Origin of the sequence: Arthrobacter hankyongi, assembly GCF_022012395.1 — a bacterium.
Lineage (GTDB): Bacteria > Actinomycetota > Actinomycetes > Actinomycetales > Micrococcaceae > Crystallibacter > Crystallibacter hankyongi.
In genome coordinates this window covers 605,525-626,942 of record NZ_JAKLTQ010000001.1, presented here as the reverse complement: position 1 = coordinate 626,942, position 21,418 = coordinate 605,525, and the positions used below count along the sequence as shown (strand labels likewise).

At 68.3% G+C, this 21,418-nt stretch carries 26 protein-coding genes; 10 read left to right on the top strand and 16 right to left on the bottom strand.

Annotated elements, in window-relative coordinates:
* The first annotated feature begins 162 nt into the window (after positions 1 to 162).
* The 4 genes from LVY72_RS02875 to LVY72_RS02860 all read left to right on the top strand — a co-directional run bounded on the left by LVY72_RS02875 (position 163) and on the right by LVY72_RS02860 (position 4,168).
* The gene (locus LVY72_RS02875; protein WP_237817937.1) at positions 163 to 1,779 is read left to right on the top strand and encodes a molybdopterin-dependent oxidoreductase; all 1,617 of its coding nucleotides are present in this window, start codon (positions 163 to 165) and stop codon (positions 1,777 to 1,779) included.
* A gap of 136 nt (positions 1,780 to 1,915) precedes the next feature.
* Entirely contained in the window at positions 1,916 to 2,590 is a 675-nt protein-coding gene (locus tag LVY72_RS02870; protein WP_237817936.1) for a fasciclin domain-containing protein, read from the top strand.
* 163 nt (positions 2,591 to 2,753) lie between these two features.
* Positions 2,754 to 3,335: an ECF RNA polymerase sigma factor SigK gene (gene sigK / locus LVY72_RS02865; protein WP_237818167.1), complete on the top strand. Its 582-nt coding sequence runs from the start codon at positions 2,754 to 2,756 to the stop codon at positions 3,333 to 3,335.
* The gene (locus LVY72_RS02860) at positions 3,335 to 4,168 is read left to right on the top strand and encodes an anti-sigma factor (protein ID WP_237817935.1); all 834 of its coding nucleotides are present in this window, start codon (positions 3,335 to 3,337) and stop codon (positions 4,166 to 4,168) included. The genes sigK and LVY72_RS02860 overlap by 1 nt, the downstream gene beginning before the upstream one ends.
* Before the next feature lie 29 nt (positions 4,169 to 4,197).
* Here the strand turns inward: LVY72_RS02860 and LVY72_RS02855 are convergent, their stop codons facing one another.
* A complete protein-coding gene (locus LVY72_RS02855) occupies positions 4,198 to 6,447 on the bottom strand; it encodes a hypothetical protein (protein WP_237817934.1) in 2,250 nt (749 codons plus the stop codon).
* Between the two features lie 274 nt (positions 6,448 to 6,721).
* The gene (locus tag LVY72_RS02850; protein ID WP_237817933.1) at positions 6,722 to 7,252 is read right to left on the bottom strand and encodes a hypothetical protein; all 531 of its coding nucleotides are present in this window, start codon (positions 7,250 to 7,252) and stop codon (positions 6,722 to 6,724) included.
* Between the two features lie 85 nt (positions 7,253 to 7,337).
* Between LVY72_RS02850 and LVY72_RS02845 the strand changes: the two genes are divergently transcribed.
* The 3 genes from LVY72_RS02845 (at position 7,338) to LVY72_RS02835 (ending at position 10,602) form a co-directional block, all read left to right on the top strand.
* Positions 7,338 to 8,012, top strand: a complete 675-nt coding sequence (locus LVY72_RS02845; RefSeq protein WP_237817932.1) for a TetR/AcrR family transcriptional regulator — start codon at positions 7,338 to 7,340, stop codon at positions 8,010 to 8,012.
* Positions 8,013 to 8,090: 78 nt separating this feature from the next.
* Positions 8,091 to 9,659 carry a Na+/H+ antiporter gene (locus tag LVY72_RS02840; RefSeq protein WP_237818166.1) on the top strand — a complete coding sequence of 523 codons (1,569 nt, stop codon included), beginning with the start codon at positions 8,091 to 8,093 and terminating at the stop codon, positions 9,657 to 9,659.
* 130 nt (positions 9,660 to 9,789) lie between these two features.
* Positions 9,790 to 10,602, top strand: a complete 813-nt coding sequence (locus LVY72_RS02835) for a shikimate 5-dehydrogenase (RefSeq protein WP_237817931.1) — start codon at positions 9,790 to 9,792, stop codon at positions 10,600 to 10,602.
* 144 nt (positions 10,603 to 10,746) lie between these two features.
* Here the strand turns inward: LVY72_RS02835 and LVY72_RS02830 are convergent, their stop codons facing one another.
* From LVY72_RS02830 to LVY72_RS02790, 9 genes are all read right to left on the bottom strand, one after another.
* Positions 10,747 to 11,679, bottom strand: a complete 933-nt coding sequence (locus LVY72_RS02830) for an NADP-dependent oxidoreductase (RefSeq protein ID WP_237817930.1) — start codon at positions 11,677 to 11,679, stop codon at positions 10,747 to 10,749.
* A 39-nt stretch (positions 11,680 to 11,718) separates the two neighbouring features.
* Positions 11,719 to 11,955 carry a lipopolysaccharide assembly protein LapA domain-containing protein gene (locus LVY72_RS02825; RefSeq protein ID WP_237817929.1) on the bottom strand — a complete coding sequence of 79 codons (237 nt, stop codon included), beginning with the start codon at positions 11,953 to 11,955 and terminating at the stop codon, positions 11,719 to 11,721.
* A 117-nt stretch (positions 11,956 to 12,072) separates the two neighbouring features.
* Complete coding sequence (locus tag LVY72_RS02820; RefSeq protein WP_237817928.1) at positions 12,073 to 12,918, bottom strand: YsnF/AvaK domain-containing protein; 846 nt, start codon at positions 12,916 to 12,918, stop codon at positions 12,073 to 12,075.
* A 121-nt stretch (positions 12,919 to 13,039) separates the two neighbouring features.
* Complete coding sequence (locus LVY72_RS02815; protein WP_237817927.1) at positions 13,040 to 13,660, bottom strand: DUF3618 domain-containing protein; 621 nt, start codon at positions 13,658 to 13,660, stop codon at positions 13,040 to 13,042.
* Complete coding sequence (locus tag LVY72_RS02810) at positions 13,657 to 14,106, bottom strand: phage holin family protein (protein ID WP_237817926.1); 450 nt, start codon at positions 14,104 to 14,106, stop codon at positions 13,657 to 13,659. The genes LVY72_RS02815 and LVY72_RS02810 overlap by 4 nt, the downstream gene beginning before the upstream one ends.
* 2 nt (positions 14,107 to 14,108) lie before the next feature.
* A complete protein-coding gene (locus LVY72_RS02805; protein ID WP_237817925.1) occupies positions 14,109 to 14,867 on the bottom strand; it encodes a hypothetical protein in 759 nt (252 codons plus the stop codon).
* A 41-nt stretch (positions 14,868 to 14,908) separates the two neighbouring features.
* Positions 14,909 to 16,015 carry a YihY/virulence factor BrkB family protein gene (locus tag LVY72_RS02800; RefSeq protein WP_237817924.1) on the bottom strand — a complete coding sequence of 369 codons (1,107 nt, stop codon included), beginning with the start codon at positions 16,013 to 16,015 and terminating at the stop codon, positions 14,909 to 14,911.
* A 35-nt stretch (positions 16,016 to 16,050) separates the two neighbouring features.
* Entirely contained in the window at positions 16,051 to 16,365 is a 315-nt protein-coding gene (locus tag LVY72_RS02795; protein ID WP_237817923.1) for a hypothetical protein, read from the bottom strand.
* Between the two features lie 176 nt (positions 16,366 to 16,541).
* A complete protein-coding gene (locus LVY72_RS02790; RefSeq protein ID WP_237817922.1) occupies positions 16,542 to 17,255 on the bottom strand; it encodes a TetR/AcrR family transcriptional regulator in 714 nt (237 codons plus the stop codon).
* Between the two features lie 208 nt (positions 17,256 to 17,463).
* Between LVY72_RS02790 and LVY72_RS02785 the strand changes: the two genes are divergently transcribed.
* The 3 genes from LVY72_RS02785 to LVY72_RS02775 are packed head-to-tail and all read left to right on the top strand — an operon-like array spanning position 17,464 to position 18,178.
* Complete coding sequence (locus LVY72_RS02785; protein WP_237817921.1) at positions 17,464 to 17,691, top strand: hypothetical protein; 228 nt, start codon at positions 17,464 to 17,466, stop codon at positions 17,689 to 17,691.
* 30 nt (positions 17,692 to 17,721) lie between these two features.
* Entirely contained in the window at positions 17,722 to 17,955 is a 234-nt protein-coding gene (locus LVY72_RS02780) for a zinc-ribbon domain-containing protein (RefSeq protein ID WP_237817920.1), read from the top strand.
* Positions 17,956 to 17,971: 16 nt separating this feature from the next.
* On the top strand, positions 17,972 to 18,178 hold the full coding sequence (locus LVY72_RS02775; RefSeq protein ID WP_237817919.1) for a hypothetical protein: 207 nt from the start codon (positions 17,972 to 17,974) through the stop codon (positions 18,176 to 18,178).
* On the opposite strand, the gene LVY72_RS02770 is transcribed toward LVY72_RS02775, so the two are convergent.
* From LVY72_RS02770 to LVY72_RS02750, 5 genes are all read right to left on the bottom strand, one after another.
* Positions 18,172 to 18,807, bottom strand: coding sequence for a class I SAM-dependent methyltransferase (locus tag LVY72_RS02770; RefSeq protein ID WP_237817918.1), 636 nt, complete (start codon positions 18,805 to 18,807; stop codon positions 18,172 to 18,174). The two genes, LVY72_RS02775 and LVY72_RS02770, sit on opposite strands and share 7 nt — an antisense overlap.
* 5 nt (positions 18,808 to 18,812) lie before the next feature.
* Positions 18,813 to 19,508 carry a type 1 glutamine amidotransferase domain-containing protein gene (locus tag LVY72_RS02765; RefSeq protein ID WP_237817917.1) on the bottom strand — a complete coding sequence of 232 codons (696 nt, stop codon included), beginning with the start codon at positions 19,506 to 19,508 and terminating at the stop codon, positions 18,813 to 18,815.
* A 72-nt stretch (positions 19,509 to 19,580) separates the two neighbouring features.
* Positions 19,581 to 19,703 carry a type B 50S ribosomal protein L36 gene (gene ykgO / locus LVY72_RS02760; RefSeq protein ID WP_237817916.1) on the bottom strand — a complete coding sequence of 41 codons (123 nt, stop codon included), beginning with the start codon at positions 19,701 to 19,703 and terminating at the stop codon, positions 19,581 to 19,583.
* 102 nt (positions 19,704 to 19,805) lie between these two features.
* Positions 19,806 to 20,741 (bottom strand): slipin family protein, encoded by a 936-nt coding sequence (locus tag LVY72_RS02755; RefSeq protein ID WP_237817915.1) that lies wholly within the window; start codon positions 20,739 to 20,741, stop codon positions 19,806 to 19,808.
* A 139-nt stretch (positions 20,742 to 20,880) separates the two neighbouring features.
* Positions 20,881 to 21,390: a DUF6328 family protein gene (locus LVY72_RS02750; protein ID WP_237817914.1), complete on the bottom strand. Its 510-nt coding sequence runs from the start codon at positions 21,388 to 21,390 to the stop codon at positions 20,881 to 20,883.
* Between the last annotated feature and the right edge of the window lie 28 nt (positions 21,391 to 21,418).

Below are 21,418 nucleotides of genomic sequence, written 5' to 3'. Positions count from 1 at the left end.
ACCTTAGAGGCGAGCACTATCCCTATGGGCGGATGAGACCGCTCACCCAAAGAGACGTCCATCTCCTAACCCGACAGCCAGCTGCTAGTCGTCTCGGAGCTGAGGAAAGCGAATTTCCTAAACGCGGCCAATACCTCCACCCCTCGGCTCCGAATACCGAACGTGAAGACTCTCAAGCGCATCCCGCTGCCCGCCGTTGAAGCTGCGCTGGCAGGCCTAGTCTCGGCCGGCGTACTGCTGGGTGTAGCCCAGTTGGTCGGCGCCTGGTTCCGCGCGCTGGCGTCGCCGCTGGTGGCGCTGGGCGCGGCGTTCATCGACTTCACGCCGGTCTGGCTGAAGAACTTCGCGGTGGACACGTTCGGCACGGCGGACAAGCTGGTGCTGTTCATTTCCATGGGCGTGGTGATGGCAGTGCTGGCGTGCCTGGTCGGGGTGCTGGCGTGGAAGCGCTGGGTGTGGGGCGCGTTGGCGGTGGTGCTGCTGGGGGTCGTGATGGCGGCGGCGGTGATCACGCGGGCCGGGGCCGTGCCGGCGGACCTGATCCCGACGGCGGTGGGTGTCCTGGCTGGATTGATCTCGCTGCGGCTGCTGGTGAACCGGATTCCGGCACCCGCCGTTGCGGCGGTGCCTGTGAACATGACTGCTGCGGTGCCCGCAGGCGCGGCCCCACCAAATGTCCCGGCCCAAGAGCCACCCACCGCAACGGACCCGTCCCGCCGCTCCTTCTTCGCCACCGCGGGCCTGCTGGCGGCCGCGGCCGTCCTCGCGGGAGCGGCGGGGTCGGCCCTGGCGGGTGCGCGCCGCACGGTCGAGGAAGCCCGCCGGCTAATGCGGCTCCCGGCAGCCGCGAAAAAGGCTCCGCCGCTGCCGGCTGGCGTCCAATCAACGGCACAGGGAGTAGGCCCGTACATCACGCCGAACCAGGACTTCTACCGGATCGACACGGCGCTGGCGGTGCCGATGCTGGACCCGAAGACCTGGCAGCTGCGGGTGCACGGCATGGTGGAACGGGAATTCACCATGAACTTCCAGGACCTGCTGGACGCAGAGCTCATCGAGTCCTACACGACGCTGACCTGCGTTTCCAATGTGGTGGGCGGGAGTCTGGCCGGCAATGCCAAGTGGCTTGGCTACCCGCTGAAGAACGTCCTCAGCCGGGCCCGGCCGCTGCCGGGGGCAGACATGGTGCTCTCCACCAGCAGCGACGGCTTCACGGCGTCCACGCCGCTTGAGGTGCTGCAGGACGGCCGGAATGCGCTGCTGGCCATCGGGATGAACGGCGAACCGCTGCCGCTGGAGCACGGTTTCCCGGTGCGGATGGTGGTGCCGGGCCTGTACGGCTTCGTCTCGGCAACGAAGTGGGTCACAGACCTGGAGGTCACCCGCTTCGCGGACAAGACGGCGTACTGGACGGACCGCGGCTGGTCCGCCAAGGGGCCGGTGAAGACGGCGTCGCGGATCGAGGCGCCGCGGGCGTTCGCGCAGCTGCAGCCGGGCATGGTGGCGGTGGGCGGCACGGCGTGGGCGCAGCACCGGGGGATCGACCGGGTCCAGGTCCAGGTCGACGACGGCGCGTGGCAGGACGCGGTGCTCGCCGCGGAGGCCAGTGTGGATAGCTGGCGGCAGTGGTCCTACCGCTGGCAGGCCGAGCCGGGCACCCACACGCTGCGGGTGCGCGCCTGGGACAAGGTCAACGGGCTGCAGACCGAGCAGCGCGCGGACCCGATCCCGGACGGGGCCACCGGCTGGCACAGCGTCCAGGTCACGGTCCAGGGCTGAACCGGACTGCGCAGCCAACAAATTTCCGAATCCGGCCAATCCACCCGTCGGACCGTTCCGAATACCCCATGACAGCCCGGAGGCGCCCCGGGAACAGCAGGCGGGAACTCCCGCCGCATCTCAAGGGAGCAAGGCAATGTTGAAGTACAGCAAGAGAACTTTCGGGGCTTTGGGCCTCGCAGTGGCGGGTCTGAGCCTGGCCGCCTGCGGCAGCGGCGCCGGGACCGGCACGCCCGCCGGGTCGATGGCGCCCGGGCAGTCCATGGGCAGCGAACCGATGGGCACCGGATCCATGGGCACCGGCTCCGCCGCGGCAGCGGCGATGGTGGGCCCGGGCTGCGCTGCCTACGCCAAGGCCGTGCCGAGCGGAATGGGCTCGATGGAAGGCATGGCGCAGGACCCGGTGGCAGTGGCCGCCTCGCACAACCCGATGCTGACCCAGCTCACCGCGGCGGTATCCGGGAAGCTGAACCCCAAGGTCAACCTGGTGGACACGCTGGACAGTGGCCAGTACACGGTCTTCGCCCCAGTGGACCAGGCCTTCGAGCAGGTCCCGGCGGCCACGCTGAAAACCCTGAAGGCCGATGACGCGGCACTCAACAAGGTGCTGACCTACCATGTGGTGCAGGGCCAGTTGGCGCCGGCCGATGTGCCCGGCAGTCACAAGACGGTCGAGGGCACGGCCGTGAAGGTGACCGGCAGCGGGGACAACCTGATGGTCAACGGCGCCAAGGTGGTCTGCGGCGGGGTCAAGACCGCCAACGCCACCGTCTACCTGATCGATGAAGTCCTGATGCCCCCGGCCAAGTAGGCCGGCCGCCCGCCGGGGCCGCGCCCGGCGATGAGGGGGACGACGGCGGACCGGAGCCCGCCGCCGTCGTCCCCGACCCCGGCAGCCGCACCGGAACGTGAACCGCGCGCCGACACAGCAGGGAGGAGCATTCGTGGCCGACGGGCATGAGAACCTTGATGCCATGCAATTGCCGTGGTCGCGGTCCGTGGACTCCGCCCCTGACCCGACCCCCGAGGAACTCATCCGGCGCGTGGCCCTGGGCGACGAGGCTGCCTTCGAGACGCTCTACGACGCGGTCGCGCCCACCATCTTCGGCTTGGTGCGCCGGGTGGTCCGGGATGAGGCGCAGAGCGAGGAAGTGACACAGGAGGTGTTCGTGGAAATCTGGCAGCAGGCCGCCCGGTTCGACGCCGACCGGGGCAAGGCGCTGTCCTGGATCCTGGTGATCGCCCACCGGCGGGCGGTGGACCGGGTCCGGGCCAGCCAGGCCAGCGCGGACCGGGACCTGCGCCAGGGCATCAAGGAGTACCGGGACAGCTACGACGACGTGGCCGAAACGGTCGAACTGCGGCTGGAGTCCGAGCGCGTCGCGAAGGCCCTGGAGAGCCTGACCGAGACCCAGCGCGAGGCGATCACGCTGGCCTACTACGGCGGCCACACCCACCGGGAGGTCGCCACGATGCTGGACGTGCCGGTGGGAACGGTGAAGACGCGGATCCGCGATGGCATGATCCGCCTGCGGGATAAGTTGGGAGTGGCGTGATGGACGAGCAGTTGCACCTGTTGACCGGCGCGTACGCCCTCAATGCCCTCGACGAGTCCGAACGGGCCGCCTTCGAGCGCCATGCGCTGGCCGCCGAGGATACCCGCGAGGAAGTCCGCGGGCTGAGCGAAACCGCGGCGCTGCTGGCCTACGGCACGCCCGCGGCCGTCCCGCCGCCGGAATTGAAGTCCAAGGTGATGGCCTCGATCCGCAACACCCGGCAGCTGCCGGGCGACGCCGTGGTGACGGACCTGGCCGCCCGGCATAATGCGCCCGGCCGGGGCGGCGCCGCTGCGGGGCCGGGCCGGGGCCCGTCCGACCGGGCCGGTACCGGGCCGGGCCGGGGCCGGAGCACGACGGCGGCGCGCTGGCTGGGTGCCGCGGCCGCGGTCCTGCTCGTGGCCGCCGGGGTGCTGGGCGGCTGGGCGGTCAGCCTGGCCGGCGAGCAGCAGCGGACCGAGCAGCAGATGCAGGCGCTCGCGGCCGAGCACGCCGAGGTGATGGCGCTGCTGATGGCCCCGGATTCGAAGGTCATCCCCGGGCGGATGCCGGACGGGGCCGTGGTGACCGTGGCGATGTCCGCCCGGGCCGGCAAGGGCGCCGTCATCACACAGAACCTGCCGTCGTTGGCCGAGGGCCAGGCCTACGAACTCTGGCTGATGTCGGACGGCAGCGCGAAGCCGGCCGGGATCATCCACCCGGACAAGGCCGGCCGGACCAGCATGACCATGCTCCCGGACGTGGCCGGCGCCACCCACCTGGGCATTACGATCGAGCCGGTCGGCGGTTCGCCGCAGCCCACGTCCGCCCCGGTCATGATGCAGAAGCTGTAAGGCCAGGTCTTCCCAAGTTGCGTCGCTGCTCAGTTTCCCGGCAAGCCGGCGGCTTCTTCGCGTTCGCGGTCCGCGGTCCACGACTGCTCTGCATCCTGCACCGCCGACAGAATGGATGCCGCATAGGTCCAGTCCCACCGGCGCCGGGCGCCGTAGCCATGCCAGCCCTCTTCGCAGGTCCAAGTAATGAGCTGCACGCCGCTGGGCATCTCCTCCGTTTGGAGCGGGGCGAATAGGGGCCAGCGGCCGGCGTGCTTGAGGAAGCCCCGCCAGCGGGCAGCGAGTTCATCGCGCGGCCACGGCGCCACCACCAGCATCAGGCGCGGGGTGTCGACCCCGGCGAGATAGTCGATCTCCCACTCCAAGCCGCGGCGTACCTCGGACGGAGTGGCCGCCATGACAACGGCCTGGGCGCCGCCGACCCATTCCCGTACCCGGTCCTGCCAGGCATCCCCGCTGAGCGAGAGTTTGGCCGCGCCCAGATCAGGAACCCGTTGGTCGCGCGGGGAAATGGCGATTACCGGTCCGAAGCGGCTGAGATACCGCACCAGCACCTCCTCGAAGCGCGGCCGGCCGAACGGCGTGAACGATTCGATGAAGCCCCGGCGGGTGAGCGAAGACGAAACGCGCAGCCTGTCTTCGTCGAAGCCGCGCAGGTAGAGGAAATAGGGGCGGGTGTCGGCGTCCAACACCGCGGTGAGTGAGCGCCGCCGAAGCCGGCGGCCGAGCCGGTCGAGTAGGTAGGCCGCCGTTATCGGTGCCACGAGTACCGCCAGGAACAGGAGCCCGTAGCCGCCCCTGGCGTCCAGGCGAACCGCAAGCCATTGCGTCGCTCCCATCGCTATTTGCAATGGTCCGCCTTCGAACAAACCCCGGATCACTCGTTCGTTCGTCACCGGGGTCCGGCTGCGCACCAGCAGGAGCATAAGAGTGCAGATCAGGTAGTAGAAGATGGCGAATGCGGCAATACCACGGGCCAGAGCGCGAAGTAGTGCGCCCGCGACCGAGGCCGGCGTCGGCGGCCCCGCCGGGCCGGAGGCGATTCGCAGCAGCGGCCCAGGGCGCCAGACCAGCCATAGCAGGCCACTGACCGCGATGGCCAGGACAAAGGGCCCGCAGAAGAACCATGCGAGTAGCCAGTAATTATTATACGGCGAAAGGGCGAAGAGACCTCCTAGCCAACCGCCCACGACGACAACGGTGAGTACGCCCCGCCTGGCCAGGAGGCCGCGGCGGGCGCGCCCGGCGAGGCGGTCGACGGCGGAGAAACGCGCCGTCGTCGGCCCCGTTGCGTAGCCGCTCTGGCGCCGTCGGTTCCACCACCAGCGCGGCAGGAAGAGCAACAGCAGCGTGAGCAGGGGAAGCACCACGAAGAACAGTGCCGCATCACGTACCAGATCGGAGCCCCGGGTGTCGGGCTGCACTGACCCCGGGAGCAGTGCGCGCAAGGTCTGGGCATCGAGGCGCGAGCCTTCGGTACAGGCGTCGAACGGCGGGTTGGCGCAGTAACGGTCCACGTTGATGTAGCTGGAGCCCTGTACCCAGGACCGGCTGATGCCCCGGCCGCCTGCGTACACGCCGGCCTGGTCGAGACCTGGGCCGAGTGCGCCGGACAGCTGGGGCCGCGCCGCGAAGTCGCTCGCCGCGGCCCATTTTGTGGAGTACGCCTGGAATGCCAATGTCGGGTTGGCGCATTGCATCCAGAACACGGTAGTGCGGGTAGTGTTCCGCCCCACCCACGATTCGCTGCCGCCGTTTTCGCACTCCGTGTCCACGTAGTCGGACCCCTGCAACGGCTTGGCCTCCACGAGGACCCAGTCCTCCGGCGCCCCGGCGGGCCGGAACCGGGACAGCGGGTCACCCGGCGGCGCTTTGATGACGGGCAGCCGGTTGACGGCTTCGTCGCGGAGGGCCGACAGTTCACGTACGTAGCGCTTCGTGGCCGCGGCACAATCGGTCCCGGCGCGGCATTCACGGGCCACCGACAGATAGACGGGACCCTGGCTCCAGTATCGCTCGAGGTATGCGCCTTGGTCGGTGTATGCCGCGACGTCGATCTCCGGGCCGAAGACGGGTGGCACCTCCCGGTCCGGAAACCGAAGGTAGGCAAGCATCGTATTGGGGATGAACGCCGCCGCCGATGCGGCATCCCGGCAGCGGGCCCACGACAGGCCGGCCTGATGACCGTCGGCAGCGGACCACTCAGCGTGGCCCCCGGCCTCGCAGGTCCCCAGTTGCGCCGCGGTGAACGGGGTCACCTTGGCTGGGTCCCAGTCCACCCCGTCATCGCGTGGTTGCCAACGTTCCGGAGTCCAGCCGTCGGCGGTTTGGGAGATAGGGGAGCGGGCGACAGCGGAGGAGGCGGCGCCCAAGGAAAACGCAGCCGTTACGGGCACAAGAGCCACCGCGGCCAGCAGGAAGACAACCCGCCGCAAGAGGGCCCACGTAGTAACGCTTGACATAGGAACCTCTGGAAATCCCGTCGGTTCTGCTGATGGTACCGCTGGGCGTTGGACGCGTCCACGATCAGCATGCAGCCGCCGCCGGCATCGGTCAGGAGGCGGCGGTGGGAACGGGCTGACGTCGGCGCAGCGTCCGTCCGGGCTTGAACACGCCCAGCGCCGTCGCCACGGTGAGCGCCACGACGTCGTACGCCGCCCCGGCGATCAGGGTGCCGCCGTCGAGTTGCGCGCCGCCGGCGAGGACCGGGCGCAGCACGGTCGCGCCGACCACAATCACGGACACGATCAGCAGCAGCTTGGCGATCACCCATGGGTAGCGGAACACGCCCCAGCGGGTGCCCAGGCCCAGTGCGGTGCCGGTGAGCAGCGCGAGGAAACTGAGCGGAATGCCGAAGACCAGGGCGAACATGCCGAGCAGTTCGTGTGAGGCCTCGACGACGGCCGGGTTGTCCGAGGTGGCCCGGCGGATGGCGACGGCGAGGAATCCCGCCGAGTCGCCGAGCAGTCCGACCGACACGACGATGTGGGCGGTCAGCAGGGTCAGCAGGGTGCGCCGTCCCAGCCGGCGGCGCCGCACCGGCAGCTCTTGCGTGGCGGGGGAGGTTCCGGTCACGTTGTTCATGTGGTTGCTCCTGGTGTGCCGACATTTAAACTTAGGGTGACTATAATTTTAGAGTAGCTACAGCAATGAGGGAAGGACCCAGTTGATGACCGAGGCCCCGACCACGCCGCCGGAGACCGGCCGGCGGGCGCGCAAGAAGCAGCAGACCATGGAGCGGATTGCCGAAACTGCTAGGGGGCTGTTCCTTGAGCACGGGTTCGACGGCGTGACGGTGGCCCAGATCGCCGCGGCGGCCGACGTCTCGGAGCAGACGGTATTCAACCATTTCCGGACCAAGGAGGATCTGGTCTACCGGGGGCTGGAGGTCTTCGAGGCTCAACTGCTCGCGGCCATCCGGGAGCGCGGTGCGGGGGAGAGCGCGCTCGCCGCCTTCGGCCGGTTCCTGCGCGGCGGCCGGGGGCTGCTGCATGAGGGCGGCGCCGGGGCACGCGAGCAGCTGGCCGGGATCGCCCGGCTGATCGCGGCGAGTCCGGCGCTGCAGCGGCGCGAGGAACAGGTCTTCGTCACGCACACGGCGGCGCTCGCCGGCCTGCTCGCCGAGGAAACCAGCGCCGGGGCGGACGACGCCGTCCCGTGGGTGGCCGCCAACGCGATGATGGGAGTGCACCGGATGCTGGTCGCCGCCACCCGGCGCGGCATCCTGCAGGGCACGGACCTGCAGCGTCTGGCCCAGGAGGTTGACGGCCAGGCCGAACGCGCCATCAGCCTGCTGGAAAACGGCCTCGGTGGTTATGCGGCCGAGGCGGCGCGCGGTCGCTGACCGACCTGCCGGGGAACACACAGGCACCACCGGTAGGTTTAACGGGAACCCCTTGCCTACCATCGGGAGGCCGTGCCCTTGGAGCAGCTTGCGCTCATAATCGGACTGTTGTTTGCCACCGTGCTGGCGGTGGGCCTGGGCGAACGGCTGCGGCTGCCATATCCGGTGCTGATGCTGCTGCTGGCCGCGGCCGTGACGTTCATCCCCGGGTTCCCGGCGTTGCATATCAAGCCGGAGCTGATCCTGCCTTTGTTCCTGCCGCCGCTGCTGTTCGCGACGGCGCAGCGCAGTTCCTGGTCCGTGTTCCGGATCCGCTGGCGGACCATCCTGATGTTCGCAGTCGCGCTGGTGGTGGTGACGGTGGCGTTCGTGGCGTCGGCGGCGTGGCTGCTGATCCCGGGAATCGGGCTTGCGGGGGCGATTGCGCTGGGCGCGATGGTGGCGCCGCCGGACCCGGTGGCGGTGGAGTCCGTGGCCGGGCGTGTGCACATGCCGCGCCGGCTGCTGACCACGCTGCAGAGCGAGGGCCTGTTCAACGACGCCGCGGCGATCGTGATCTTCCAGGCCGCCGCCGGGGCCACGGTCGCCGGGACCGAGATCGGGCCCGACGTACTGCTGCGCTTCCTGCTCGGCGCGGCCATCGCCGTCGTGCTCGGCTACGCGGCGGGCTGGCTGACGAAGGCGGTCACCCGCTTCATCCATTCGCTGGTGGCGCGCAGCGCCGTCACCCTGGTGGTGCCGTTCGCGGTCTACATCCTGGCCGAGGAGCTGCATGCCTCCGGCGTGATCGCCGTCGTCGTCACCGCGCTGGAGATCAAGCGCCGCGCGCGGCCGCAGGACGCCGCCGAGCGGATCACGCGCACCGCCTTCTGGGACGTGGTGGAGATGCTCGTCACCGGGCTGGCCTTCGGCCTGATGGGGCTGGAGATGCACAAGGTCATCGAAGCGGAGGGCACCGCGATCTTCGGCATGATCGGCACCGCCGTGACGGTCTGCGTGCTGGTGGTCGCCGTGCGCTTCGGCTGGATGTACCTGGCCATGTGGTTCGGCCGCCGGCGGGAAGGGTCGCTGCCGCCGACGCGCTGGAAGGACGTGCTGATCCTGTCCTGGTGCGGGATGCGCGGCCTGGCCACGCTGGCGCTGGCGCTGTCCCTGCCGGCCACACTGGCCACCGGCGAGGAGTTCCGGGCCCGGCACGAGATCATCGTGATCGCCTGCGCGGTACTGCTGGCCACGCTGGTGCTGCCCGGCCTGACGCTGCCCTGGCTGATGAAGGTGCTCAAGGCGCACACCACCGGCCAGGAGGAACGTGAGGCGGCGCTGGTGCTGGCCAGCCGGGCGCAGGACGCGGCGGTCGCGGCGCTGCAGGACGCCGACGTGGTCCAGGACCTGCCCGAGGAGAAGCTGGACCTGGTGCGGGTCCGGATGAAGCGCCTGCGCGCGGACCTGATGGGCGCCATCCCGGTGGGGGTGAAGCGCAAACAGCGCGACGAGGACCGGGAGCTGGTCATTGCGGTGCAGACCATCGCGCTGGCAGCGGCGCGCCAGGAAGTGCTGGAGGCGCGCAACGAGCCCGATACGGACCCCGAAGTGGCAGACCGGGTCCTCCGACAACTCGACCTGCGCACCATGATGATGCCCGACTAAGGATGAAGCAGGACTAACCACCCCACCCTCCCCATCCCTCCAATCGACTCGACGGATAACTCCGTTTTCAACGCCGAAAAGGTCGTCATCCGCCCGGTCGATGGCGGGGTGGGGCGGGTAGCCTTGGAGCGTGCCGATCCTGAATAAAGACATGACGCTGTGCATCTCGCTCGCTGCCCGTCCGAGCAATATCGGGACGCGCTTCCACAACTACCTCTACGGCGAGCTAGGTCTGAACTTTATCTACAAGGCCTTCACCACCACGGACCTGCCGGCGGCGATCGGCGGTATCCGGGCGCTGGGGATCCGCGGCTGCTCGGTGTCGATGCCGTTCAAGGAGGACGTCATTCCGCTGGTGGACCGGATGGATCTGTCCGCGTCCGCGATCGAGTCGGTGAACACCATCGTGAACGACGACGGCGTGCTGACCGCGTACAACACCGACTACCTGGCGGTCGCCAGCCTGCTGCAGCAGCACAGGGTGCCGGCAGCCTCCAGCGTGATGCTGCGGGGTTCCGGCGGCATGGCCAAGGCGGTGGCGGCCGCACTCCGCGACAACGGGTTCGCCGACGTCACGATTGTGGCCCGCAACGAGCAGGCCGGCCGGAGCCTGGCGGGACTGTACGGTTTTGGCTGGCGGCCGGACCCGGGGGAGGGCCGGGCCGACCTGCTCATCAATGTGACGCCGCTGGGCATGGCCGGGCCGGACGAGGACGCCTTGGCCTACAGCACGGAAGCCGTCGCCGCGGCACAGACGGTGTTCGACGTCGTCGCCTTCCCGGCCGAGACGCCGCTGATCCGGGCCGCCCGCGCGGCAGGCAAAAACGTGATCACGGGCGCGGAGGTGATCACCCTGCAGGCCGCCGAGCAGTTCGTCCTGTACACCGGTGTCCGCCCGACGCCGGAACAGGTCGCCGCGGCGGGCGAGTTTTCCCGGGCCTGAGCGCGGGAGCCGGACGGCTGCCGGCGGCCTGGCAGGCGACCCGGCGGCGGACAAGGCCGCGCACCGCATGCCGATCGACTGGCCAGATGACGCCGTTATCAAGGCTGGGAAGGGCGTTATCCGTCAGGTCGATTTCTTGGGGGGTCAGAAGGTCAGCACGATCCGGCCGCGCAAGCCGCCTGCCTCGAGCCGCCGGTGCGCCTCGGCCGCTTCCTCGGCCGGCAGGGTGACGGCGACGCGGGGGATAAGCACGCCTTCCTCGGCCAGGGCCCGGATCCGGTCCAGCTTTTCGCCGGAGTGGTACTCCAGCGCCACCCGGATCGGATGGACGGTGATACCGCGGCCGGGCTCGGCGTCGTGCCATTCCCGTACGGCGGCGATGCCGCCGTCGTCCTTCACGGCCGGGGCAGCCTTGCCGAGCAGAACGGCGGCATCGGCGAGGCCGTCGACGCCGTCCGGGAACAGTTCGCGGATCCGCTCCGCGACGTCATCGCCGCGGCGGACAATGTGGTCCGGGCCCAAACCGGCTACGAGGATCCGGTCATGCTCCGCCGCGTCGGCGACGACGGTCAGGCCGGCGTGCTTGGCCAGTTGGACCAGGTAGTTGCCCAGGGTGCCGGCAGCGCCGGTCACGGCCAGCACCTGTCCCGGACGCAGGTCAAGCCGTTCCAGGATCTGCATGGCGGTCAGGCCGTTCATCGGCAGGGTGGCGGCATGGGGAAAGTCCATGCCGGCGGGGCTGCGCGCCATGGAGTCGTCCGGGCCCACGAGGTATTCGGCGTAGGCGCCGCGGTGCTCGCCGAAGGGCAGGGCGATGGCCATGACCAGGTCGCCGACCTGCCAGCGGCTGCCCTCGCCGACCTCGTCGACGACGCCGGCGGCATCCATGCCGGGGATGTGCGGTGGCTGCTGGTCGCCGCGGCCGCGCACCCCGGTGCGGACCACGGTGTCCGTGGGGTTGACGGAGGCGGCCGCCACCCTCAGGCGCGCCTCGCCCGGGCCCGGATGGGGATCGGGCAGATCATGGACGTGCAGGGCCTCCGGCCCGCCGAACTCTGTGACTCCGATTGCCTTCATAACCGCATGCTAACCCGCGGGTCCGCGGTCGTGGCGGAGTTATGGCTTCCGGCGGTGGCCCGAGCGGGCCTGCAGCCGCAGCTGGATGATCCGGGCGGCGCCCACAATGACCCCCAGCACCCCGCCGCGGACGGCGGCAATGAACAGGGCCAGGCCGAGCGAGACCGTTCCGTCGAATGCGAAGTAGTGCAGCGGGACGGTGTGCTGGTTCTGGGCGATGAAGATGATGAGCAGTATCAGCAGCACCAGGGCGCCGATGGTCGCCGTCCAGAGCATCGCGGTCCGGGTAGTACGCCGCGAGGGGGGGGAGCTTCGGGCTCGTTGTGGTACAGGGACACTAGTCAGGGAGGGGAAGGGCCGGTGTGCCCTTCCCCTCCCAAACGCCGATGCGTTTTAGAGCTCGCGGTCCCGGCGGTCGGTGCTGCGCCGGCCGGTGCCGTCGGCCTCGATCTGCTCCTTGCGGACCTGCTCGGAGACGGTCTCTTCGTCGGTGACGGTCTCGGTACCGAGACGGACGCGCTCAACCGGGACGGTTTCCTTCTCGACCACGGGGCGTTCCTCGTGCAGGATGACCTCGTGCTCTTCCTCGCTCAGCTCCGAGCCGGACACGGCGGCACCGCGATTGGCGCCGGTAATGGGCTCGCGCTCGACGACGACCTCTTCATGGCTGACCGGGACCGTCTGGGTGACGTTCTCGGTCACGACGTACTTGCGCAGCCGGGCCCGGCCGGTTTCCCGGGTTTCCCTGCCGACGTGGAGCTGTTCCACGGAACGGGTCATCGCATCGTCGGTGGTGGGGCCGGAGGTGTCGTGGCCGGTCCCGGCGGTTCCGGATGTGGCTTCGTAGCCTTCGGTGCCGGCCATTCCGTCAGTGTCGGCGTACCCGGCGGTACCGGTGTCGCCAGTGCTGGCGGAACGGGCACCGGCCAGGCCGTAGTGCTGATACAGCCGGTCCTCGTCGGCCTCGCTGAGATGGTCGTCCGGATCCACGCGCGGGGCGTCCTTGATTTGGTCCTTGCTGTAGGGAACTCGGACGTCGTCGCCGTCGGTCATGGCGTCGTTGAGAGGGAAGAAGGTTTCGGACATACCAAACAGGCCGGTCTTAACCGTGGCCCAGTTCGGTATGTCGGTCTGGTCGTCCAGATAGAGCTGTCCGAGGGAGCCGATCTTGTTGCCTTCGGAATCGACCACGTTGGCGTTGCTGCCGACAAGACGGTCAATGTGTTCTCTTGCGATCATTGCACTTCCTTCGTTTCCGCCAGGCGCAGACGCGCCCGGCGTGGTTCCCGGCGGCGCCATGCAGGTGCCGCCGGTCGGTTCCAGGGTGGCTATGGTGCGAGGTGCTGGTGGAGCTACCGCATCAGGCGGGGGTGCCGGTGTCCTGGACGTTGGCCTTGGCCTCCTGCGCACGGTCCTTCACGTCCCTGGCGGCGGAGGTGCCCTCCTCCTTGACGTGCTGTGCCCCGTCGGTGGCGGTTTCCTTAACCGACTGCACGGCGTCCTGCGCCGGTTCCTTCAGGTCCCGGGCCACTTGCTTGACGGCGTCGGTGACTTCGGACTTCAGCGGCTCGACCTTCTCCTGCAGCGCGGCAGCCAGTTCCTTCTCTTTCTCGCTGGCCGGGACGAGCGAGGAGGCCAGCAGGCCGGCGCCGAAGGCAATTAACCCGGCAGCCAGGGGATTGCCCCGGGCCTGGTCCGCGATCCGGTGCGGGGCGTCCTGGACCGCTTCGCCCGTCTGGCGGGCCGCATCCGAGACGGTGTTCGCGGCCTTATGGACGCCGGCCTTCGCCGATCCAGCGGTGTCGTCGGCCGCGCCCATGACGCTGCTCTTGACTTTGTTCACGGTGTCGCGGACTTTCCGGCCCTGGCGCTGGGCGATACTGGAGGGACTGACCTTGTCTGCGAGGGCGTCGACGTTTGTCCCGAGCCCGGCACGGGTACGTTCGATCTCGGCCCGGATTTCTTCTGGAGTCTGTGTCATGGGGTTTCCGCACTTGGTTTCAGAGTAGGGGGGATTTCCTGGATCGTTTCCGCCGTCTGCGGCATGCCGCGCACCGCCTGCATTGCCGTTTTGCCCCTGGCAGCCAGGACGGCGGCGATGATCGCCCAGATCACGGCGACCACCACGGCCGCCAAGCCGAGGCCGATCAGGTAGGCCAGCGCCCACATCAGGGCCACGGACAGGAAAAGCAGGGTGAAATGGCCGGCGATGCCGGCGCCGGCGTACATGCCTGCGCCTTTGCCTGCTTTGCTGGCTGATTCCTTCAGCTCGGCTTTAGCCAGTTCGACTTCCTGACGCATGAGCGTGGAAACATCCCGGGTCACGTCGCCCATGATGTCGCCCAGCGACTGGGTCTCGGCTTTCAGCTCCGCTTCGGTCGGCGCGGGCTGGTAGGCGTGGGCTCCGGTGGGGTGGGGTTCGGTCATGGCTATGGAAGCCTCCTGTCAGGATCTGTGGCCTGCAGCGGGGCGCCCGGCAGGATCGTTAGCTCATCCCCCGAGGGGTCGTTGAACGGCCCGCTGCCGGTGGCGGTCGGTTGGCTGCCGACGGCGGTGGCCGGGGCTCCGAATCCGCCTGCCGTCCGTTCTTCGACTACGGGCGCCGCGGGCTGCGGTGCCCGTACCGCCGGAGCAGGCTGTCCGGCGGACTGTACACCGGCGATGCCGCGGGTGAGCCGGCCTGCCAGCAGGCCCGCACCGGCAGCGATGGCCAGGAAGGCTCCCGGCCGCCTGCGACCAAAATCCTCAACTTCTGCCAGCAGCGATCCCGGGTCCCGGGCCTCGAGCCAGTTGGCCACGTTCTCGGTGCGCCGGGCAGCCTGGTCGACCAGACTCGCCGCGGGGCCGTAGTCCTGTGAGCCCTGCGCCATGTTGCGCAGCTCGTCACTGATGGACCTCAGGCCTTCGGCGACTTTCTGTTGCTGCGCCCCGGCCTGGTCCTTCAGGTGCGTTCCGAACTGGTCCGCCAGATTTTTGGCCTGCGTTCCGGTCTCCTGGGCAATATTCCTGGCCTCTGCCGCGGCGGTGCCCGCTACGTGCTTCGTGGCGCCTGCGCCTTCCCGCGCTACGTCCTTTGCTTCATCCTTGGCGGTGGAAGCCGCCGAGGGGCTTCCGGTCAGTTCGGTTTCCTGGACCGCGAGGTTTTCAGTTCCGAGCGTTGCCGGTTCCTGCCAGTTCTGGGTGGTCATAGCCTTCTCCATTCCGGGGCATGTACTAGCTGCCTCAAGTCCTAGTGCTCGCTGTTGCCGTTCTCCTGCCGGAGAGCACGGCCGCGGTGGATATCCTCCTTTTCCTTTTCGAGTCGCTTGTCGCTCGCCTTGGTGTCCCGTGGCGGCAGCTGGATGGCGTCCTCGGCCTCGATTCCGGCCTGCAATTGGCGTCCGCGCTCCATTTCGGCGTCGAACTCGGCGCCGAACAGCAGGGAGTTGTTGGCGATCCAAAGCCAAAGCAGCAGGACGATCACACCGCCGATGGCACCATAGGTCTTGTTGTAATGGCCGAAGTTGGACACGTAGAAGAAAAAGCCCAAGGTCGCCAGGCCCAACAACACCAGCGCGATCAGCGAACCCAGGCTCATCCAGCGGAACTTGGGCTGTTTCACGTTCGGGGTCGCGTAGTACAGCACCGCAATCATCAGGACGGCGAAGGCCAGCAGGACCGGCCATTTGGCGATGTTCCACGCCGCCAGGGCAGGTCCGCCCAAGCCGATGGCGTTGCCGAGGGTTTCCGCGAGCGGGCCCGAAACGATCAGCAGGATGGCCGCGATCACTGCCAGCAGCAGCATCACCACGGTGATCAGCAGGATCACCGGACGCAGCTTCCAGAACGGCCTGCCCTCGTCGATTTCATAGATCCGGTTCATCGCCCGCCCGAAGGCGCCGACGTAGCCGGAGGCGGACCAGATGGCGCCAGCCAGACCGGCGATCAGGGCAAAGCCGGCCGACGGCGCACTGGCCAGTTGCTCGATCGGCTGCCGCAGGGCCTGGGCCACTTCGGGGCTGGCCACTCCTTGCACTACCCGCATCATCGTCTGGGTGGTCTGTTCGGCCTGGCCAACGACGCCCAACAGGGATACCAGGGCCAGGAGCGCGGGGAACAGGGACAGGACACCGAAGTACGTCAGCGCCGCCGCAAGGTCCGTGCACTGGTCCCGGGAGAATTCCCGGAAGGTGCGCTTGAGGACGTATTTCCATGCCGGTTTCTGGATGTCGGTGGGGCTGTCAGGTTTCCGCTCATCATCCGGAGCCGGGGCGTGCCGGTTGGCGGCGGAAGATTCGTCCTGCTCGGTGGCGCTGGCGCTGGTGCTGGCGTTGGGCAAAAAACTGCTACTCGGCATGGAACTCTCCGGTGGCTAGTTGAAATGGAACCGGCTCAGGCGGCGACCGTCTGCCCGGTCATCGCCGGGACATCGATGGTGAACCCGCAGGCGCAGCGGTAGGTGACGGTGCCTTGTCCGGGTGCTTGGCCTTTGCGCGGGGCTTCATCGGGAGCCAGAATCCCGATGGTGAGCGGCTGGCTCAGGGGAGGAACCTCGGCATCTTCCACCACCTGCATGGGCCGGCGGCAGTGCATCCGGGTAGCCAGCGTGGTCAGCAGCGCGTCGTCCGCTTCCGCATCGGCCGCCATATCGCGGTCTGCGCCGAGGTCTGCGGGCTGCAGCGCCGGGGGCTCATCAAGAGTAACCATCTCTTCCTCCTGCCTTTTCCGCGGACCCGCCGGGCTGGCCGGGGTCCGCTCCGAAATTCATCGGGAAAGCTTGTTTACGATGTAAGCAAAGCATGCTTAGCATCTCGGTGCAACGTTGCGTTTCGTGGGGATATGTGGTGGGCAGGTGCCGCGCGGCGGATCTGGGGTGCGGCTCGCTACCGAATCAAGGTGCCGAGGCGCTCCAGCAAATTCTCCAGGGACTCCTCGAACTCGTCCGCAGACCGGTCCTCGGACAGCAGGTCCTGCAGCTGCAGGACCTGCGGGTATTCGCTGAGGTCACCGGTTTCCTGCGCCTGCCCGTCATCAGTCTCGACCGGGCCGATTTCGGCGCCCAGGGCCGCCACTTCCAGGAGCAGGTGGCCCAACAGGAAGCTGCTGAATGCCCGGTAAGCGGCGACGGCCGCCTCGGGGCGGAAGCCGGAGGAGGTCAGTGCGCCGAGGAAGGAGTCGATCCAGCGCAGGCTCCGCAGCGGCGGGCGCACCCACGGTGCTTCTGGGGGCCGGGTGGCCACCAGGGGGAAGATCCGGGGATGTGCCAGCGCCATCCGCCGCAGGCCGTGGGCCAGCCGGAACAAATAGTCCTGCCAGCCGTTCCGCGGTTCCAGGTACACCTCGGGATCGCCGTAGAGCTGGTCCATGATCAGCTCCACAATCCCGTCCAGCAGGTTTTCCCGCGATGGTACGTGCCGGTAGAGGGACATCGCCTCGACGCCCAGGGCCGCCCCCAGCCGGCGCATGGAAAGTTCCCGCACGCCATGTTGGTCGATAAAGTCGGCGCCTGCTTCGAGGATGGTGCGCCGGTCCAGCTTGGTTTTGCCTGAAGGCTGATGGGTGTGGATTTGTGTTGCCTTACTTCCGGACTCTCGCATGAAAGTTCCCTCCGTGAGCTAACGCCCCTCAGCCTACGCACCGCCGTCGGCGGTGCCAATCGACGGTTCTGCCGGCGGGGCTTGTTCCCCGGCGTGCGTTCGGGGACAGTGGTAAGCATGCTTGGCTTTGCGGCCGGGCAGCAGGCAGCACACTTACCCGCGGTTGCCATCGCGGGCAGGATATCGGGACAAGCAAGGGAGAATCCTCATGCAGATCGACAAGCAGCAGATCATCGACATCCTCAAGTCCATGGGGCAGGGCGACAAGGCATCGCAGGCGGAATCGGAACTGCCCCAGCAGGTGGATACCGAGCGCGATTCGGGGCTGCTCTCGAACCTGGGCATCAACGTCAATGACCTGCTCGACAAGCTTCCTGGCGGCCTGGGCGAGAAACTGGGCGGCCTGGGGGACAAGCTGGGCGGGATGGGCCTCTAGCCCACCGGCCGGGATCCTGGCGGGGCGACGATGCTGGTTATTTTCGGCATCACGAGGACCCAGCGGCTCCTTTTTGCCCGGCCCGGCTCCTGTCCGCGCTGCCGGGTGGCCGGGCCGCACCAGGTGCTGGAGCAGGCCTCAAGGCTGACATTCTTCTTCATTCCGGTTCTGACCACCCGGAGGCACTACTTCTCCGAATGCCTGAACTGCGGATGCCGGACCGAACTGTCGCGGCAGCAGAAGGACCTGCTGGCGGCGCGCTAACAGCAGGAGGAACACCATGACCACCGAAGGCAACGGACAGACCGAATCCCCGGACGAACTTCTCGAGGACCAGGCGGTGCATCCCAGGGACCCCGGGAATGCCGCCGGAGCCGACGAGGAGACGGGCGAACCGCTCGAGGCCGAGGGCGGACCGGACTCGGAAAACGTCGACGGCGCGGCGCAGGCCAGGAACGCGGAGGAGAGCGGCGGCTACGGCTACTGACCGGCCTGCCGCCGGTCCGGCACAGCCGAGCCGACGACCAACGGGTTGACGGGGTTCCAGCCCGGGCCGACGCCGAACTCTTCCTGGACCGTAGCGCTGAATCCTGCTGCGGCCAGGGCCGTGAGCGTGTCCCGATTGGGATGGCAGCCCTGAACTGCGACGGACCAGAGCGGCTGGACGAAGTCCTGCAGCTTCGCGTGCCGGCCGGAGCCGCGGACGTGTTCGAGGAAGAGCAGCCGCCCGCCCGGCTTCAGTACCCGTGCGGCCTCCGCCAGTGCCGCCGCCGGGTCGGGTACGGTGCACAGCACCAGGGTGAAGACGACGGCGTCGACGCTGGCATCCGGTGCGGGCAGCGCCTCCGCGCTGGCATCGGCAACCGTGACGGTAGCCGCAGCGGTATTAAGCTTGGCGGCCAGGCGCCGTCGCATGTGCGGATCCGGCTCCACCGCGGTGACCGTACAGGCGGCCGGAAAATGCGGAAGGTTCGCCCCGGTGCCCGCACCGACGTCGAACACGCTGCCGGCCAGTCCGGACAGCAGGGCGGCCCGGCGGGGCGCCAGTTCGGTTTCCTCGGCCTGGCGCGACGACGCGTCGTACAGGGCCGCGAAGACCGCGCTGCCCAGGCTCACGGCCGCTAACCGCCCAGGGCCGCGAGCACCTTGTGGGCCACGGCCGCGCTGGACTGGGGGTTCTGGCCGCTGATCAGGTTCCCGTCCACCACCACATGGCTGGTCCAGGCCGGGCCGGTCTCGACCTCGGCGCCCTTCTCGCGGAGGGCGGATTCGACCAGCCAGGGCGTGTTTTCGCCGGTTCCACCGCCCAGTTCTTCCTCGTTCGTGAAGACGGTCAGGCGCCGTCCTGCGAAGCCGCAGTTGCCCTCGCTGTCCACTGCGCTGAGCAGTCCCGCCGGGCCGTGGCAGAACGGGGCGATGATCAGGCCGTCGTCGTCCGCGTCGAGCAGGATCCTGCCGAGGTCCGGATCCTGGTAGAGGTCCGCCATGGGGCCGTGGCCGCCGGGCAGGACGATGGCGTCGTAGTCGCCGCCGACGTCGGCCAGGACCAGCGGCGAAGCGAGGTCCGCCTCGATCTCCCGCAGGTAGGCGCCCAGTTCCTCGGCCTTGTCCCGGCCCACGGTGTCCGGGCTCAGGCTGATGGCGTCCACCGTGGGCTTGGCGCCGCCCGGCGTGGCGATGTCGATGCTGTGGCCGGCCTCACGCAGCAGGCGGTGGCTGACGGCCAGTTCCTCGGCCCAGTAGCCGGTCGGGTGCCGGGTGCCGTCCTTCATGGTCAGCGAATCCGCGGCGGAAACTACCATCAGGATCCTGGACATGTCCGTACTCCTGTCCCTTGGTGCTGGCATCGAGTCTAGCCGGTCCGCAGCTATGGCTGCAGGGTAGGTCCTTTAGCCCTGGCGGGCCTTTAGCCGCGGGTTCTTCTTGTTGATGACAAGGGTCTTGCCGCGGCGGCGGACCAGTTGGGCGCCGGGGGCCTGCTTCAACGAGCGCAGTGAGTTGCGTACCTTCATGATGCTTCCTTCCATCGGGTTGTGAATGCCCGGCGATTTCCCGGAGGGACCATTCTATATGAGAACAGTTCTCAATTACAAGGCTGTGGGCCAGGGATGTCCTTAACCAGTGCGGGGCGGTCCTGCAGCCGCCGCTGCTGCCGCTCCCGTGCCGGATTGGTGGCCGCTGCGGGCGGGTTGCCGGCGGGCGACGACGGACGGCGGGGAGGTGCCGGCGGGGGATACCGCCGGATCGGCGCCGGGCGCCCCAGCTGCGACCGCCGCCGCGGTCGCGGTTTCGCGGGCCAGGAACGCGCCGAGCTCGGTGATGGTGCTCATCAGCGGGGCGGGGAAGACCACAGTGGAGTTCTTGTCCACGCCGAGTTCGATCAGGGTCTGTAGGTTGCGCAGCTGCAGGGCCAGTGGGTGGGCCATCATGGTATCCGAGGCACGCCCCAGCCCCGCGGCTGCCTGGGCCTCGCCCTCTGCGGCGATGATCTTGGCGCGCTTCTCCCGCTCGGCCTCGGCCTGCTTGGCCATGGCGCGCTTCATGGCGTCCGGCAGTTGGATGTCCTTCAGCTCAACGAGGGTAACTTCCACGCCCCACTCGAGGGTGGTGGTGTCCAGGATCTTGCGCAGGTCCGCATTGATCACCTCCGTCTCGGCAAGGGTCTCGTCGAGAGTGTGCTGGCCGACAATCTTGCGCAGTGTGGTCTGGGCGATCTGGCCGATGGCCGTCTGGACGTTTTCGATGGCCACCACGGATTTGACCGCGTCGATGACGCGGTAATACGCGACTGCGGAGATGTCCACGCTGACGTTGTCCCGGGTGATGATGCCCTGGGACTGGATCGGCAGCGTGACGACGCGCAGCGAAATCCGCCGCAACCGCTCGATGACCGGAATGATCAACCGCAGGCCGGGATCCCGGGTGCCGATGATCCGGCCGAGCCGGAACAAGACGCCCATTTCGTACTGCATTACGACCCGGACAGACAGCAGCAGCAGGATGATCACGACAATGATGATGATGACGGCGGCGATGACCGTGGAATTCATGGCTGTTCCCTGGACCGGCGGCGACGCGTACCAACTGTCCGCGCCCCGAAGACCGCCGATACCCGCATTTTACGTCGCCTACCAGCGGTGGGCGCTAATGCGGATTGCCGGTGCTGCGGCTGTGCCTGGATCCGGCGGGTCAGTCCTCTGCCCGCTGGGACCGGACGGCGCGCTTGAGCAGCCGGGGCAACAGCCAGAGCATGACCAGCATGATCGCCAGCACGATGCCGCCAATGATGAAGGCCGGCCGGTCTCCGGCGACAACGTCCACGATGAACGCCACGCAGCCGGTGGCCATCAGCCCGATGCCCAGGACCGCGGCCTTGACGATCCGGTGGCCCTGCGCCACCGTGGAATCCTTCACATGCAGGCCGAACAGCTGGCGGTGGATGGCCACCGGCATCATGATCAGGCCGGTGAGCAGGGCCGAGAAGGCCAGCAAGGTGATGTACAGGCCCACCTGGTAGGCCTCCAGGTCATCGAACCGATTCTGGAAGGACAGCGTCATCAGGAAGGCCGTGATGATCTGGGCCCCGGTCTGCATGACCCGCAGTTCCTGCAGCAGGTCGTTCCAGTTGCGGTCCAGTTTTTCTTCGAAGGACTCGTGCCGGCCGTTCGATTCCTCGGAAACGCGGTCTTCCGTTGCCATATTGTCAATTTACCCGACCGGAACAGGC